The organism is Bradyrhizobium sp. SZCCHNRI1029, from assembly GCF_032487555.1.
Classification (GTDB): Bacteria; Pseudomonadota; Alphaproteobacteria; order Rhizobiales; family Xanthobacteraceae; genus Bradyrhizobium.
On sequence record NZ_JAUEUK010000013.1, the window covers coordinates 86,069 to 101,905 of the forward strand.

16 protein-coding genes are annotated in these 15,837 nt (G+C 67.3%); 7 read left to right on the top strand and 9 right to left on the bottom strand.

The annotated features are described in order from the left end of the window. Nucleotides 1–38: 38 nt before the first annotated feature. From QW861_RS29435 to QW861_RS29445, 3 genes are all read right to left on the bottom strand, one after another. Nucleotides 39–1,457, bottom strand: coding sequence for a TolC family outer membrane protein (locus tag QW861_RS29435; RefSeq protein WP_315753100.1), 1,419 nt, complete (start codon nt 1,455–1,457; stop codon nt 39–41). Nucleotides 1,458–1,705: 248 nt separating this feature from the next. Continuing rightward, a complete protein-coding gene (locus QW861_RS29440; RefSeq protein ID WP_316193828.1) occupies nt 1,706–2,485 on the bottom strand; it encodes an enoyl-CoA hydratase in 780 nt (259 codons plus the stop codon). Between the two features lie 84 nt (nt 2,486–2,569). Further along, nucleotides 2,570–2,959, bottom strand: coding sequence for a hypothetical protein (locus tag QW861_RS29445; protein WP_315753098.1), 390 nt, complete (start codon nt 2,957–2,959; stop codon nt 2,570–2,572). Nucleotides 2,960–3,283: 324 nt separating this feature from the next. Here QW861_RS29445 and QW861_RS29450 point away from each other — a divergent pair, with 324 nt between their 5' ends. Both QW861_RS29450 and QW861_RS29455 read left to right on the top strand, forming a co-directional pair. After that, on the top strand, nt 3,284–3,829 hold the full coding sequence (locus QW861_RS29450; RefSeq protein ID WP_315716082.1) for a sigma-70 family RNA polymerase sigma factor: 546 nt from the start codon (nt 3,284–3,286) through the stop codon (nt 3,827–3,829). Between the two features lie 2 nt (nt 3,830–3,831). Beyond that, nucleotides 3,832–4,470 carry a DUF1109 domain-containing protein gene (locus QW861_RS29455; RefSeq protein WP_315716083.1) on the top strand — a complete coding sequence of 213 codons (639 nt, stop codon included), beginning with the start codon at nt 3,832–3,834 and terminating at the stop codon, nt 4,468–4,470. 12 nt (nt 4,471–4,482) lie between these two features. Here QW861_RS29455 and QW861_RS29460 read toward each other — a convergent pair whose 3' ends face one another. Then, nucleotides 4,483–5,592, bottom strand: a complete 1,110-nt coding sequence (locus QW861_RS29460; protein ID WP_316193829.1) for a DUF2336 domain-containing protein — start codon at nt 5,590–5,592, stop codon at nt 4,483–4,485. After that, a complete protein-coding gene (locus QW861_RS29465) occupies nt 5,589–6,752 on the bottom strand; it encodes a GGDEF domain-containing protein (RefSeq protein ID WP_315753094.1) in 1,164 nt (387 codons plus the stop codon). Before QW861_RS29465 ends, QW861_RS29460 begins: the two co-directional genes overlap by 4 nt. A gap of 322 nt (nt 6,753–7,074) precedes the next feature. Here QW861_RS29465 and QW861_RS29470 point away from each other — a divergent pair, with 322 nt between their 5' ends. From QW861_RS29470 to QW861_RS29485, 4 genes are all read left to right on the top strand, one after another. Next, a complete protein-coding gene (locus tag QW861_RS29470) occupies nt 7,075–7,644 on the top strand; it encodes a sigma-70 family RNA polymerase sigma factor (RefSeq protein ID WP_008961196.1) in 570 nt (189 codons plus the stop codon). Continuing rightward, nucleotides 7,641–8,483: a hypothetical protein gene (locus tag QW861_RS29475; protein WP_316193830.1), complete on the top strand. Its 843-nt coding sequence runs from the start codon at nt 7,641–7,643 to the stop codon at nt 8,481–8,483. The genes QW861_RS29470 and QW861_RS29475 overlap by 4 nt, the downstream gene beginning before the upstream one ends. A 33-nt stretch (nt 8,484–8,516) precedes the next feature. Then, entirely contained in the window at nt 8,517–10,160 is a 1,644-nt protein-coding gene (locus QW861_RS29480; RefSeq protein ID WP_316193831.1) for a S8 family serine peptidase, read from the top strand. Between the two features lie 436 nt (nt 10,161–10,596). After that, complete coding sequence (locus tag QW861_RS29485) at nt 10,597–11,256, top strand: TIGR03809 family protein (RefSeq protein WP_410051257.1); 660 nt, start codon at nt 10,597–10,599, stop codon at nt 11,254–11,256. 4 nt (nt 11,257–11,260) lie between these two features. On the opposite strand, the gene QW861_RS29490 is transcribed toward QW861_RS29485, so the two are convergent. Beyond that, nucleotides 11,261–12,634 carry a TIGR03808 family TAT-translocated repetitive protein gene (locus QW861_RS29490; RefSeq protein WP_316193832.1) on the bottom strand — a complete coding sequence of 458 codons (1,374 nt, stop codon included), beginning with the start codon at nt 12,632–12,634 and terminating at the stop codon, nt 11,261–11,263. 235 nt (nt 12,635–12,869) lie between these two features. Between QW861_RS29490 and QW861_RS29495 the strand changes: the two genes are divergently transcribed. Continuing rightward, nucleotides 12,870–13,157 carry a GlsB/YeaQ/YmgE family stress response membrane protein gene (locus tag QW861_RS29495; protein WP_315716090.1) on the top strand — a complete coding sequence of 96 codons (288 nt, stop codon included), beginning with the start codon at nt 12,870–12,872 and terminating at the stop codon, nt 13,155–13,157. Nucleotides 13,158–13,197: 40 nt separating this feature from the next. Here QW861_RS29495 and QW861_RS29500 read toward each other — a convergent pair whose 3' ends face one another. Genes QW861_RS29500 through QW861_RS29510 form a run of 3 tightly spaced genes read right to left on the bottom strand, consistent with a single transcriptional unit; the run spans nt 13,198 to nt 15,649 of the window. Further along, a complete protein-coding gene (locus QW861_RS29500) occupies nt 13,198–13,854 on the bottom strand; it encodes a pyroglutamyl-peptidase I (RefSeq protein WP_315828246.1) in 657 nt (218 codons plus the stop codon). Beyond that, nucleotides 13,851–14,840 carry a methylmalonyl Co-A mutase-associated GTPase MeaB gene (meaB, locus tag QW861_RS29505; RefSeq protein WP_316193833.1) on the bottom strand — a complete coding sequence of 330 codons (990 nt, stop codon included), beginning with the start codon at nt 14,838–14,840 and terminating at the stop codon, nt 13,851–13,853. The genes QW861_RS29500 and meaB overlap by 4 nt, the downstream gene beginning before the upstream one ends. Nucleotides 14,841–14,875: 35 nt before the next feature. Further along, nucleotides 14,876–15,649, bottom strand: coding sequence for an RsiV family protein (locus tag QW861_RS29510; RefSeq protein ID WP_315828247.1), 774 nt, complete (start codon nt 15,647–15,649; stop codon nt 14,876–14,878). Between the last annotated feature and the right edge of the window lie 188 nt (nt 15,650–15,837).

Here is a 15,837-nt window from a genome sequence, read left to right on the forward strand (position 1 = left end):
AAAGCAAGGTCGTCGGCCTTGAGCGATGACCGCTCGCACTACTGTCCGGAGGGCGTGCGCAGGCCGTGCCAGGCGTCGCGCACCTGGTGGTAGTGCACCTCGGGCAGATAGTCCGGCGTATTCAGATTGAGGTTCTTGACGTCGAGCCGGCCGATCGCGCTGAGCAGCGTATAGGAGGCGATGACGCGGTCGCGCTGCGCGCCGATCAGCCGTGCCTTGGCCTGGATCAGATCGGCCTGCGAGTTGAGCACGTCGACGGTGGTGCGCTGGCCGCCCTGGGCCTCGCGCGACACGCCTTGCAGCGCGATGGTGGCGGCCTTCACCTCGGCCTCGGAGGCGCTGACGGCGACCTTGGCACCCTCGTTGGCAACCCAGGCGCTGACCACCGCAGTTCGCGCCTGGTTGCGGACCTGGTCGAGCACGAGGCGGCTCTGCGCCGCGAGCTCCTTGCTCTGGCGGGTCTGCGACGCCGCCGTGCCGCCGTCATAGATCGGCGCGGTGATGCTGCCGACGATCGAGGCCTGGTCGGTGCCGAAGGTGCCCAGCGTCTGATCCGAATCGCGGCTGCGGCTGACACCGCCCTGCAGGGTCACGCTCGGCAGCAGCGCGCCCTCGGCGACCTTGATCGAGGTCGAGGCCACGTCGACGTCGAAGCTCGCCGCGGCCACGGCCGGATTTTCCTTGTTGCCGAGCGCGATCGCGTCCTCGCGGCTGCGCGGCAGCAGGCGATCGATCGGGTCGGCCGCGCGCAGCTGGCCCGGCGCCATGCCGATGACCTGGGCATAGGTCGCCTGGCTGATGGCGAGGTTGACCTCGGCGGCGTTGAGATCGGACAGCCCGCGCGACAGCCGCGCCTCGGCCTGCGAGGCGTCGGTCGGCGTGACGTCGCCGGCATTGAGACGGCGCTGCGTGACCGAGAGCGTCTCGCGCAGGAAGGCGACGTTGGAGCGCTGTGCCTCGACCAGCGACTGGTTGGCGAGCACGTTGGTGTAGGCGGTGACGGCGTCGAGCAGCACGCCCTGGCCGACATTGCGCAGCGCCTCGCGGCCCGACTGCACCTGCAGCTCGGCCATGCGGACGCTGTTGGCGGTCCGGAAGCCGTTGAACAGCGTCTGCGTAACGGTGACGCCGATGGTCCAGGGCTTCAATGTCGCGGTCTGGATCGTGTTGTTGGGCAGCAGATTGCGCACCGCCTGCAGGCCGGCGCCGAGGCTCGCGATCAGTTGCGGACGATAGCCGGCGAGCGCCTGCGGCACGTTCTCGTCGGTGGCGCGCTGGCGCGCGCGCTCCGCATTCAGCGCCGGATTGGTCTGATAGGCTTTCGCGAGCGCGGCGGCGAGATCCTCGGCGCGCGCGGGCGAGCACACGACGACAAGGCTGCCCGCGAGGGTCAGGCCGAGGCCGATCCTTCGCACACGCATCTTGCCGACGCCAAATTCTTTGGCTCGACCCACCATCCGACTCCGCCGCGTCTCACTGTCTTAACCAGTTGTTTACCTGTTTAGGGCGGATGGCGGCCACACACAAACCGCCGATGTGGAATCCGGCGGGCTTTTCCATGGTTTGTTGTGGCGTGCTCGCCACAGACCGTTTGCCGCGGTGCTGCGGCCCGGCGCGCGGATACGCGCTTGGTAAGCGGGTGAGGTGCACCCGTCGACATGAGAGGCAGATCGATTCGTTCAGCTGCGAGTGACCCGCAGCAATCTCAGCGGTTCTTGTTCACCGGCTTGCGCTTCTCGATGAACGCAGCCATGCCCTCGGCGCGGTCTTCGAGCGCGAAGGTGGCGTGGAACAGGTTGCGCTCGACATTCATGCCTTCGGACAGCGGGGTCTCGAAGGCGCGGTTGACGGCCTCCTTGGCCATCGCCGCTGCCGGGCGCGACATCGATGCGATCTTCTCGGCCGCAGCCATCACCTCATCGATCAGCCTGTCGGCCGGCACGATGCGGCTGACGAGGCCGGAGCGTTCGGCCTCGGCCGCATCCATCATGCGGCCGGTGAGGCAGAGGTCCATCGCCTTGGCCTTGCCGATCGCGCGCGTCAGGCGCTGGGTGCCGCCGATGCCCGGAATGGTGCCGAGCGTGATCTCGGGCTGGCCGAATTTCGCGGTGTCGGCAGCGATGATGAAGTCGCACATCATCGCGAGCTCGCAGCCGCCGCCGAGCGCGTAGCCGGCGACCGCCGCAATCGTCGGCTTGCGGCAGCGCGCGACGCGGTCGCCGCCGATCGCGGTGAAGTCGCTCGAGAACATGTCGATGAAGCTCTTGGGCTGCATCTCCTTGATGTCGGCGCCCGCGGCGAACGCCTTCTCGCTGCCGGTGATCACGATGCAGCCGATGGCGTCGTCGGCCTCGAGATCATCCACGGCGGCGGCGATCTCGCGGAAGACGCCGAACGATAGCGCGTTGAGCATCTTCGGCCGGTTCAGGGTGATGATTCCGACCGCGCCTTTGCCTTCGACGATGATGTGCTCGTAAACGCTCATGATCCCACCCCGAGAAATCAAAACAGCGGGCAATGTGCCCGCTGGATCGATGCGCATCAAGTAGGTGCGGCGCCGCGCGGCGCCTCAGATCATGAACATCCGTGCCGCCGAGCCCAGGGTGAGCAGGGTGCCGCAGGCGATGAAGATCTTGCCGATGATCGAGGCCTTGTCCCAGCCGGAGCTGTCGTCATTGCTGACCGTGACCATGTTCACGGTGACGTCCGAGGCCGCTGGCGCATCGCTCGGCGCGGCGTCGGCCGATTCCGCCGCGGGTGCGGCCTGAGCCTGGGCTTCGACCGGCATCGGCGCCGGGAATCCGTCCTGCTTCGCCGCCGGAGCGCTCTCGGAGCCTACCGGCAAGAACGGACTGTAGCTCTGCTGTTCGGCCGCGCGGGCGAATCCAGTGCCAACGAGGCCCAGAACGAACGCGGCGGCAATGATCAATGCTGAACGTCCACTGGCTTGGATCGTCATCGTCGGCTCTCTCCCCATCCCGCCAGCCCAGGCCGGAGTGAGACCCCGACAGATGTCGAGAACGGGGCAGAAAATGGGTATCTTCCTGCCGCTCACGGCAAAAGCTGGGCGGCGCCGCACTTTGCGGCGCGGCCCATTAAACCTGATCATGCACCTTTCGATTCGGTGCTATGGAGCGGTTCCAAGACTTGCCCGGTGGCGTGCTCTCGGTGTGGCGTAACTCGGATGGTTCCGAGGCCAATGTCCGCATCACGAATTAGTGATCAGGATGTCGCGAGAGTAACAAGCTGACGATTCGGGCGAATTGCTGGGGGTGGAGCGGAGTTGCGCGAGCGTGACGACGAGTGGACGGGCTGGATGCGCCAGGCCGTCGCCGGTGACGACGAGGCCTATCATCGCCTGCTGAGGGCGATCACGCCGGTGTTGCGCGCAGCATCACGGCGCGGGCTGGCGCGCGCCGGTCAGCCCCCCGACCAGGCCGAGGACATCGTGCAGGAAATTCTGTTGGCGGTTCATCTCAAGCGGCACACCTGGGACGTCGACGCGCCGTTCGCGCCCTGGCTGTTCGCGATCGCGCGCAACAAGCTGATCGACATGCTGCGCCGGCGCGGCCGGCGGGTGTTCGTCGACATCGACGATTTCTCGGAGACGCTGGCCGACGAGCCGCCGGCGCCCACCGTCTCGGCCGGCGAGGTCGAGGCGCAGCTGAAGACCCTGCCGCAGCGTCAGCGCGACGTGCTGCAGTCGATCGCAGTCGAGGCTGCCTCGATCAAGCAGACCGCGGAGAAGTTCTCCATGAGCGAGGGCGCGGTGCGGGTGGCGCTGCACCGGGCGCTCGCAAGCCTCACGGCCAAGCTACGGGATACCTGACCATGGACACCGATCAGCTCATCCGCACCCTCGCGGCCGACAATGCGCAGCGCGCGCAGCCGGTCGGCATCGTGCTGGCGCTGGCCCTGATGGCGGCAACGCCGGTCTCGACCGCAATGCTGCTCATCGGCCTCGGCGTCCGGCCGGACATCTGGCTCGCGGTGCGCAATCCGTTCTTCGACCTGAAGTTCGTCGTCACCACGGCGCTGGCGATCCCGGCGCTGATCATCAGCCTGCATCTGTCGCGCCCTGAAGCTTCGCTGCAGGGCTGGAGCTGGCTCCTGATCGCGCCGATCCTCGTCCTCGTCGGCGGCATGGTGGCGGAAATGATGCTGCCGCAGCGCACGCCGATGATGGCGCGGCTGGTCGGCCACAATTCGATGGTTTGCATGAGCGCCATTCCCGTGCTGTCGCTGCCGCTGCTGGCCGCCGCGCTGTTCGGCCTGCGCCATGGCGCGCCGTCGCGTCCGGCGATGACGGGCGCGATCGCCGGGCTGGTCTCGGCGGGCATGGCGGCAACGCTCTATGCCGCGCATTGCACCGACGATTCGCCGCTGTTCGTGGCCACCTGGTACACGGTGGCCGCGCTGATCGTGGCCGGGCTCGGCGCGCTCATCGGCGCGAGGGTGCTGCGCTATTGACCGGGGGGGCGGCTACGCCTGCACCGGCGTCGCGGCGTCCTGGACGCGATGGAAGCGCAGCACCTGCTGCGCGGTGGACCGCCGGAGCCGCTCATAGGTGGCCTTGCAGGCGTCGAGATCGGTCGTCGCGGTGGTGGCGAGCCCATCGCGCATCAGGATGATCGACTTCACCGTTGGCCATGACAGGCCTGCGACCTTGGCGAGGATCATCACGCCCTCGGCGCGGCTTTCGATCATGATGCTCTCGGCGACCGCGACCGGCACGTTGGCCATGGCCGCCACGGCGGCATTGGCCTCGTCGAACCTGCGCTGCTCGGTAAACTGCACGACGAGACGGTCGTCGAGCCGGCCCTCGGCATGCAGCGAGCGCACCAGCGCGTGCGCGATCTCGGTCTGGCTGGTCAGCGCCACCGCGCTCGATCGCGCCCGCCTGCCTGCCGTCCGCACCGCCGAGGAGACCTCCTGCGCGAGCTTCGGGTTTGCCGCCTCGAGCCGCGCGCGGACCGTGGCCGATGCCTTGGCGACCAGCTTCAGATAGAGATGGCGCGGCAGATTGGGCCGCATGGCGAGGCACGCGGCGAGGTTTTCGTCCAGCGCGGCGCGATCGGCCAGCGTGTCGAGGCTGGCCTCCGAGACGTCGGCGCCGGGATTGCTGACGGTGCTGTGAACGACCTCGTCGTTGCCGCGCCTGAGCAGGATGTCGGTGACGGCGCGGCTGAGCACGCGCCGGAGCGAGATCGCGAGCAGATGCGCCTGGCTCTTGGTCTCGGCTGTGCGGATCAGCGCGGCCTCGTCGAGCCGTTCGGACTTCGACAGCACGGGGCCTGCGACATCGATGGCGTCGTCATCGGCCAGCCGGTAGAGCGTCCGCGGCGGCGCCGACGCCAGCGGCGCCAGCCGCCGCGCGAGCAGCGCGCGGGCCGAGATCTCGATGTGCTCGATCAGGCATTCGAATACGTCGTCGAACAGCGCGACCTGATCATCGGCGAAGTCCGTCGCGCCGTCGACGAACAGGTCCGTCACCTTGCGCAGGGTCTCGACCCGCCGGGCGACGGTGCCGTGCGCGAGCGTGTCCTCGAGCTCATCGAGCAGGCTTTCGTTCGGGGCGGGTTTCGGGGTCATGCCGGGACGGCGCAGGCGCTGGTGACGCGATTGCGGCCCTGCGCCTTCGAGTCGTAGAGCGCACGATCGGCCCGGGCGAGCAGCGAATCGGCGGTCTCGTCGCCGCGCGGGGTGGCTACGCCGGCCGAGAACGTGACCTGCAGGCCGGTCGAAAACGCACTCCAGTCGAGGCCGGCGATGATCTGGCGCAATCGTTCGGCGAGCCGCGCCGCGGCGTCGGCCGGTGCGCCCGGCAGCACCAGCAGGAATTCCTCGCCGCCGTAGCGGCCGAAGCGGTCGCTGCCGCGAATGTTGGCGAAGATGGTGATGGCGAAGGTGCGCAGCACGTCGTCGCCGGTCGGATGACCATGCGTGTCGTTGATGCGCTTGAACCAGTCGAGATCGATCAGCACGACCGAGCAGGGCTGGCCGCCCTGCCGCGCCTGCGCCATCTCCTCGTCCAGCACATCCATGATCGAGCGCCGGTTCAGCGCGCCGGTGAGCTCGTCGATCTCGGCCAGCTCCTCGATGCGGCGATAGGCTTCCTTGAGCTTCTGTCCGCGCTGGTACAGCGTCTCGCGCAGCGCGCTGGAGAAGATGCCGAGGAACATGCAGCCGGCGATGGTGAGGAGGAAGACCAGGAGCGTCGCGAGCCGCTCGAGGCCGCTGTCGTGCGGCATGCCGAGCGGCTTGTCGGTGAGCAGGAACAATCCCGCCAGCCCGATCGCGAGGAACGTCCAGCAGATCGCGCTCTGGCGCGGCGTCGCCCGCAGCGAGGCAAAGGCGACGACGATGTACAGCGTGCACAGGAAGAGGATGCTGACTTCGGGCGCGATGTAGCAGAACGCGACCGTGATCATCATGCTGGCGAGCGATTGCGGCACCACGAGGTAGTGGTCGCGGAAACGGTCGTTGAAGCCGCTCTCCGACAGGGCGGTCCACAGCGCGACGGTCAGAATGCCGGTCGCTGCGTAGGCTGGCGCGATCGTGACCGGGACGGTTCCCGCCTCGGCGTAGATCAGCAGGATGACGGCGTCGATCAGGTAGCATCCGGCGACCAGCGCCAGCATCTGCCGGCGCCGCCCGGCACGACGCGCGCGCAGGTCGCTGGCCGGAGACGGTTGCGCGTCCCCGGCCTCAGCGACATTCGGACTGGGAATAGGCGGTGCCGTCGTGCCCATGTGCTCGCGATTCTTCGTCGTTGGCTTAAAATCTACGTGGGAAAGCATTTAACTTTGGTATCTATGGGCATGGACGAAGAGGCCGCCGGCGTCGTGCTGCGACGGGGAATCTACGGCTTTCAGGGCGTGCAGTTGGCGGGAACGGGCGGAACATGGTAGGCGGGAACCCGCTGGTCACGATCGACCTGGGCGCTGCAGCGAAATCTGCAAGTCTGTGCGCCAACTCACATTTCGGGACGTATCTTTCCGGTATTTTGAAGATTTTTGCGGTTGTGTTCGAACCGCGACGTCAATCCTCCAGACCAATCTTGCGAGACGGCCATTGAGCGTGACAGCAGCGGCGTCAGATGAAACCCTGATTGCCCGGATCGCTCAAGGCGACCGGCTCGCCATGCAGGTGCTGTACGGACGGCACCATGTCAGGGTGTACCGTTTCGGGCTCCGGCTCGTGCGGGACGAGCAGGTCGCGGAAGACCTCATCAGCGAGGTCTTTCTCGACGTGTGGCGTCAGGCCGGCAAGTTCGAAGGCCGTTCTGCCGTCTCCACCTGGCTCCTGGCGATCACGCGGTTCAAGGCCCTGTCGGCCCTTCGGCGCCGGAAGGACGTTGAGCTGGAAGACGAGGCCGCGAACGCGATCGAGGATACCTCCGACGATCCGGAGGTCGCGGTCCAGAAGAAGAATACCGGCGAAGCATTGCGCAAGTGCCTGACGGCGCTTTCGCCTGATCACCGGGAGATCGTCGATCTCGTCTACTACCACGAGAAGTCCGTGGAGGAGGTGGCCGAGATCGTCGGAATTCCGGAAAACACCGTCAAGACGCGCCTGTTCTATGCGCGCAAGAAATTGGCCGAACTCCTGAAAGCGGCCGGCATTGAGAGAGGCTGGCCATGATGGCTTTGAGCAAGATGCTGGAGCAAGAGCCCGGAGAGATCGAACTCCTGCTGCCGTGGTACGCCGCCGGCACGCTGAGCGCGCGCGACATGCGCCGGGTCGAGGAGGCTCTTGCCAACGATGCCGATCTCGCCAGGCAGTATGCGGAGATCCAGAAGGAGTATGCCGAGACCATCGCGCTGAACGAAAGCCTCGGCGCGCCGTCGATGCGTGCGATGCAGAAGCTGTTCGCGGCGATCGAGGCGGATCCGGTGCAGAAGTCTGCCGCGCCGCGCGGCTTCAGCGCGCGGCTGATGGATTTCTTCGACAGCCTGTCGCCGCGGACCCTGGCGTGGACCGTCAGCCTCGGCGCGCTGCTGGTGCTGGCGCAGGCCGGCGTGATCGGCGCCGTGCTGATGCGCTCGCAGACTGCGACCTATCAGACCGCCTCGGTCCAGGACAAGACCGCGGCGCCCGAGCCCGCGAGCAGGCCGATGGCCGCGCCGCCGCCGCCGAGCGCCGCTGCGCCGGCCCCGGCGGAGCGGGCGCCCGAGAGCATGACGCGTTCGCGGATGGCCGAAGCACCGGCCCCGGCCGCACCGCTGATCCGCGGCCTTGGACCGCAGGTCGCCGGATCGACCGCGCCCGCCTATGCGCTGGTGCGGTTCGCGCCGGATGCGCGCATGGCCGACATCTCGGCGCTGCTCGACAGCTACCAGGCCTCGATCGTCGAGGGCGCCAAGGGCGGCCTGTTCAAGCTGCAACTCGGCGACCGGCCGTTGTCGAAGGCCGAGGCCGACAGCCTGATCGGCCGTCTGGCGCGCGAGAAGATCGTCAGCCTCGCGGTGGCCGCGCAATAGGCCCGCGCCGTCCGAACGTCATTCGGAGGCTCCATGTCGACTACTTCGCCGCTCCAGTTCGCCAGATCGGTCGCGATGCTGATTGTCGTCGCAATGCCTGCTTTCGCAGGTGGCGACCTCAGTGCCCATGCCCAGGCGATGATGCGTTCGCCCAACATCAACATCCCGAGCCGGGTGCCGAGCATCAACCCGGGCACCGCGATGCGTGCGCCGCCGCCGACGGCGATGACCGTGCGCCCGACCTTGCCCAATGCGCGATTTGCACCGAACCTGCAGACCTCCTGCGACCCGGCGGATCGCAGCGCCTCGGGTGAATGTCTCGACCGCCGGCCGGTGACGGCGGACGGGCAGGGCCGGCGGTCCCAAGGAAGACTGGACAAAGGCAGGTCCGCCAAGGTGACGCAGCGGGGCGAGCCGAAAGCTGCGGCCGCGGTCGACCCGCGGACCATCGCCAACGAGATCGTCGCCGAAATCGATGACGGGCTCTCGGCCGATCAGGCCGACGCGCTGGCGCGCCGCCATGGCCTGCAGCGCATCAGCTCGCAGCGCTTTCCGCTGATCGGCGCCACCATCGGTCTGTTCCGGATCACCGATCGCCGCTCGGTGCAGGCGGTCAGCCGTGCGCTCGCGGCAGATGCCAGGGTGCGTTCGGTGCAGCCGAACTACCGCTACACGCTGCAGCAGCAGAACGCACCGCCCGCCGAGGGCGATCCCGCGCAATACGCGCTGGCGAAGCTGCGGCTGCCCGAAGCGCACAAGCTGGCCCAGGGCTCCAACGTCACCATCGCAGTGATCGATTCCGCGGTCGATCTCAAGCACCCGGAATTCGCCGACGCGTCGTTCGACGCGTTCGACGCACTCGGCGGTGACGAGGGGCCGCATGTGCACGGCACGGGCATCGCCGGCGTGATCGTGTCGCACAAGCGGTTGATGGGCAGCGCGCCCTATGCACGCATCATCGCCATCCGCGCCTTCGGCATGGCCAAGAAAGGCGGCGGGCCGGAGAGCAGCTCCTATGTGATCCTGAAGGCGCTGGACTACGCGGTTCTGCACGGCGCGCAGATCGTCAACATGAGCTTCGCCGGCCCGAAGGATGCGGTGATCGAGCGCGCGATCGCGGCCGTCGCTTCCAAGGGCGTCGTGATGGTCGCTGCGGCCGGCAATGCCGGGGCCAAGTCGCCGCCGCTGTATCCTGCGGGCAATCCCAACGTCATCGCCGTCAGTGCGACCGATGACCGGGACCAGTTGCTGCCGGCGTCGAACCGCGGCAATTACATTGCGCTGGCCGCGCCCGGCGCCGAGATTTTTCTGCCGGCGCCGGACGGAAAATATCAGATCATCTCGGGCACCTCGTTTTCCGCGGCCTATGTCAGCGGGCTTGCGGCGCTGGTGCTGGAGCGCAATCCGACGCTGAAGCCGGAGATGGTGCGGACCGTGCTGACCGGGACCGCGCGCGATCTCGGGACGCCCGGACGCGACGATCTGTTCGGGGCAGGGCAGGCGGATGCGTTGGCGGCGGTCCAGGCCGTGGTCTCGCCGCAGGGGGCGCCTGCTGCTGCTGTGCCTTCTGCGGGGCTGCAAACGGAGCCCGCGGCGGCCCGCGAGTTGCGCCCGGCGCCGGCCGCGGTGACCGAGGCCTCTCCGGCCGGCGACGCGCTTCGGCCGGCGCAGCAATGACGCCAACGTTTTCGTGAACGTTCCGAAATTCTCCCGCTCGCTTTGAACGTGCAGCGGGGCGGTCACGACAGAAAGCATGTGGGAGCGGTGATCCCCTCCCCAAGGCTATATACGGCGCGAGCGCCCATCCACCCCAAGCGCCCATATGGCTCGACCCGTCCGGTTGTCCCCCCGGACGGGTCTTTCATTTTGGGCGAGGTCGAAGCCCGGCAACGTCGATATCCGGCAGTGTTTCGCGCGCCCCGAGGCGAACATCCTTGGGTTGTCTCGGGATGCCGTTGGCCGCGCTCGCGCTCCGCGCCTGGCCAAAGCCCGAAAGAACACGGACAAAATTTCCGCACGACTACGGTTTGGCCGCCAAACAACATGGCATTAGCTAGACTTTGTTAACCTTTTCCACAAAATATTCCCGTCACGTTGCGTTGATTCGTGCCGAGTGCGTCCGTCCCCTTATCTCACGGGCTCCCCCATGACACATCGACCGGACGTGGCTTGCAGCCGCGAACTGGCTGCACGCTGGTGCGCGCTTGCCGAACGGCGGCTCGACCATCTGACCGAGCTGTTCCAGAGCGGCCGCTGGCGCCGCTACTACACCGAGCAGTCTCTCCTCGACGATATCCGCCAGGCCAAAGCCGCGGTGCAGACCTGGCAGGCGCTATCCCGCGCCGAGCCCGAGCAGGTGAGCATCGTGCCCAGCCAGAGGCCGGCTGCCGTTGTGGCTGCGCCACCGGTGCCCGCGCGTCCCGCCGAGCCTGAGCCGATCAAACTCCGTCTGCATGAAAATCATCCCATCGAGCGGCGCCCCATTGCGCTGCCGCCCTCGCTCGAAACCATCCTTGCGGAGTCCGAGATCATCGTCGAGCCCGAGATCGAGCTGGCCGCGGATGATCTGGAACCGGACGACGTCATCGAACCCGACTATGTGGCCGAAGATGCCATCGCGCCGGAGCCGGCCGTCGCGCCGCCCCGCATCGACATGTTCGCCCTGGAGCAGGCCTTGAGCATCGGCATTCAATCCGACGCCGAGTATGACGAGCCGGTGGTCGATCTCGATGCCATCGAGCGCCGCTATCCAGCGCTGGCGGTCGCTTATTAGTCTGTTACCAGCTGACGGCGTTGCCGTTGACAGTCAGATGGGCAAATCGCTGCGTCCCGTCCTGCGTCAGGTCCGATGTCACCGGCTTGATGTGATCGAGTCCGATCACCGCGCCGCGCGGGGTGCCGGAGATCATGTTGTTGCTGACGAGCGCCGTGCCCGCGCCCGGAACGACGGACACGCCGACGCCCGCGAGCGCATTGCGAATGACGTTGCCGGAGATCGCCACGTCCCTGAGATATCGGCCCCAGCCGGCGACGATGCCGTAGGACGGGGCATTCTCGACCACGTTGCCGGTCACCGCGGAGTCCGCCTCGACATAGATGCCGATGCCGGCATCGTCGTCGGGTGCTGTGCCGACCGGCCGCTTCGGGATCAGATTGCGGATGATGTTGCCCTGGACCACCGCGATGCGGCCGCCTTCGTTGAAGTTGCACACGGACACGCCGAACGCGGCGCCGTCCACCGTATTGCCTGAGATGACGGCGCCCTCGAATGCGAACTCCGAGTAGAGCGCGACCTCGCGCACGTCGCTGACGCTGTTGCCGACGATCTGGATGTTGGAGGCCGAGTTGCCGCGCACCGCCGAGTAGTCGCAATTCCTGATGCGGTTGCCGCGCACGATCACGTTGCCGGCGCGAAAGGCGTTGATGGCGTTGCCGTACTGGCCCGAGCCGCCGGGGCCGGCCTTGATGTCCGTGATGCTGTTGTCGAGCACCATCGTGCCGTCGTCGCCGATCGCGGTGCGCAGGATCTCGATGCCGTTGTCGCGCGTCCCCTTGATGGTATTGCGCGACACGATCAGCCCGAGGGCATCGAACGACACGATCGCGGTGACCGCGATGTCGGTGAGGACGTTGCCGCTGACGTCGCCGGAAACCTGCTCGAGCCAGATGCCGCTGCCGCCGGAGCGGGTGATCTCGCAATCATCGATCCTGACATCGTTGCCGGCTGCAACGTGAAGCAGGCCGCGCCGCTGGGGCAGGGCAATGCCGCCGCCGTCGAGCGCGACGCCGCTGATGCCGAGGCCGTCAGCGCCTTCTGCTGACAGCATCGACGGGCCGCCACCGGTGAACACGAGCTTGGTGGCACCCCGGACGCCGACCATCTGGCTGCCCCTGGCAAGCCGCAGCATCGAGGTCCTGTAGGTGCCCGGCGGCAGCGCCAGCGGCACCTGGGCGCGCGCGGCCTCGTCGATCGCACGCTGCAGCGCGCGGGTCTGGTCGTCGGGACTGTTGGGCTTGACGCCATATTGCGTGGCGTCGCGGCCGAGTGCGGAGATCAGGGGGGCGGCCTGCGCGGCATCCGCCGGCAGGGCCAATGCCCCGGCGGCGCCGGCAGCCGATCCAGCCAGAATGCGGCGGCGATTGACATCCATGGTCAGTGTCTCGCGCAAAAGATAAAAGATGATGTGCGGCCACGACTTAAGCCGAAAGCCTCAATGCTGATGCTGAGGATGAGCGCCTGCGCCCGGGATTGTTGGCGGTAGGGTTAAATCTTCACGTCAGATCGCCGCCGGCGGTGGGTTGCCCGGCGAACCGGTGAGCGTCGCCTGAGGGAACCAATGGGACTCGGGGACATTGTTCCCGCAATGGATCGGCGAGGAGAGGGTCATGCATCTGTCAAATGAGAGTCTACTGGTTATTCTGTTCGTGGGCATTGTCGCGGGCTGGCTCGCGGGCCGCGTCATGGAAGGCGGCGGCTTCGGCCTGATCGGCGACCTGATCGTCGGCCTCCTCGGTGCCTTCATCGGCAACTGGCTGTTGCCGCAGCTCGGCATTCATCTGGGTGTCGGACTGGTCGCCGCGATCATCAACGCCTTCATCGGCGCCGTGGTCCTGTTGCTCCTGCTGCGCTTGATCGGTGGGGGATTTGGCGGTCGGCGCCGCTGGAGCATCTGATATCCCGCGCTGACCGTCAGCGGTCATACCACCATCGGCGTCAGCTCGTGCGACAGGACGCCTGTCGCACGAGCTTGACCAGCTCCGTCAGCATCGCTTCGCCGGCATCGACGAGCCCCTCCAGCGTGATGCGCGAACTGCCGTGCGGCAACGCCGTGCCGGCACGCGGCAAGGGAGGAATGTGGATGAAGGCGGCGAGCCGCGGCCCTTCGGCGGCCTTGGTCGCCTCGATCGCGCGCCAGCTCAGATAGTTGCAGAGATAGCTGCCGGCATCGCGCGAGGCCCGGGCATCGATGCCGGTGGCGCGCGCCGCGCGCAGCAGCCGCGCCATGTGCGGGCCGAACGGCATCGGATGTGCACCGGGGACGATCACGCCCTTGCGCGCGACGTGGCGGTCGGCATCCGGGAAGGTCGTGGTGATCGTGTTGCGGGCGCGCGTCTCGATCCGCAGATAGGACGTTCGCCCGGCGAGGCCGAACATCATGAGCGCATGCGGGCGCCGCTCGGCGATCAGCGCGGGCAGCTCGCGATCCACGGTCGCATAGGTCACGTGAAAAATGTGGCTGCTGATGGCGACGTCATCCAGCGCTGGCCGCCGCAGCTCTGACAACCGCTTCACCAGCGGCATGGTCGGATTGGACGGCGCGCCGGGAAACGGGCCGAATCCGGTGATCAGGACGCGCGGCCGCTCGCTCATGTCAGCATCTCCGCGAGCTGCTCGGCGGCGAGCGCCGGCGCGACGCGGCCCTCGGCGACGTCGCTCTCCAGCTTCTTCACCTTCGCGCGGATGGATGGATCGGTGCGCAGCCGCGCCATCAGGCGCTGCTCCAGCATGGTCCACATCCATTTCACCTGCTGGTCGCGCCGCCGCGCGGCGAACTCCCCAGAGGCGATCATCGCCTTGCGATGATCCAGGACCTTCTGCCACAGCTCGGCGATGCCCGTGCCTGATATCGCCGAATAGGTCACGACCGGCGGATGCCAGTGCTCGGAGCGGGGGCTGAGCAGATGCAGCGCGCCGCGATAGTCGGCGGCGGTGATGTTGGCGCGCTTGACGTTGTCGCCATCGGCCTTGTTGATCGCGATCATGTCGGCGAGCTCGACCAGGCCCTTCTTGATGCCCTGCAGCTCGTCGCCGCCGCCGGGCAGCATCAGCGCGAGGAAGAAATCGGTCATGTCGCAGACCGCGGTTTCGGACTGGCCGATGCCGACCGTCTCGACCAGGATCACGTCGAAGCCTGCGGCCTCGCACAGCAGCATCGCCTCGCGCGTCTTGGCGGCGACGCCGCCGAGCGTGCCCGACGAGGGCGAGGGGCGGATGAAGGCGTGCTCGTGATGGGACAATCGCGCCATCCGCGTCTTGTCGCCGAGGATCGAACCGCCCGTGCGCGCCGACGAGGGGTCGACCGCGAGCACCGCGACCTTGTGGCCCTGTCCGATCAGGAACATGCCGAGAGCATCGATCGTGGTGGACTTGCCGACGCCGGGCGAGCCGGTGATGCCGACGCGGATCGCGTGCCCCGTCCGTGGCAGCAGCGCCTGCACCAGTTCGCGCGCGGCGGCCTGATGGTCGGCGCGGCGGCTCTCGACCAGCGTGATCGCGCGCGCCAGCGCCGCGCGGCTGCCGGCGCTGATATCGTCGGCCAAGGCCGTGGTATTTGGCGAAGGAGAACGAGAGGACATGCGCCCGTTATAGCGGATGCGAGCGGCCCGGCCAGCTAGTTCTCCTCCGCATCCCCCTTCGGCCTCGCGCCGCCGAAGATCGCCTGCCCCTCCGCGCTGAGATAGGGCTTCAGCGTTTCCCAGGGCACGAAGGCGACATAGTCGCCTTCCGCGTAGGCGCCAACGGCGTAGGGCGGATAGTGGAAGGTGAGGCCCGAGCTCTTGCCGGCCAGCGTCGAGGGCGCGAGCGTGACGGCGCCAATGCCGAGCAGCTTCGGCTCGACGCTCTTCAACCACCACTCGTCAGTGTCGCCGGCGTCGCGCGCCTTCTTCTCTGCTCGCAGCGAGGCGATGATCGCCTTGCTGATCGCGGTCATGGTCGGACCGTTGTCGGCGGTCTCGTTGAAGAACGGGCGGATCGAGATGCGCTTGGCGGCGGCCTTGTCCCAGAGGATGGTGTCGACCGTCCGGTTGGGATGGGCGCCATGCGTGTCCATGTAGTCGTTGCGCAGCACGCTGACATAGCGATCGGCGACCATCGAACGCACCGAATAGTCGCGGCCATAGGTGTAAGGGCCGTCGCGGAACAGTTCCTTGTCCGCCTTGTAGTCCTTGGCGGCGTCCGCGGCCTGCTTGTCCATCCACTTGCGGCCTTCGGCGAGGCAATTCGCGGCGAGCGCCGGATCGGCCTTGATGTCGGCACTCAGCGTGACGCTGGCCTCGGCGGCCTTGGTCTTGATCGACGCATCGGGCTTGGCTTCGGCGGCGATCGCCGGCGAGAGGGTGAGCAGGCCGAACAGGGCGGCGACAAGCAGTTTGGTAGAATACATGAGGCTTGTGATCCGGGTTTGGTTGTCTGTGCGCGCACGTACCGCAAAGGTTCGATCGTGCCCAGATCGAACGCGCGGCGATGGATTACAGCGCGTCAATAGCTCGACGCTCTCGGGAATGGACGCAAGACAATGTCGAGATTCCGGGTTCAAGGCCTTTGGCCTTGCCCCGGAATGACGGTGGGGTG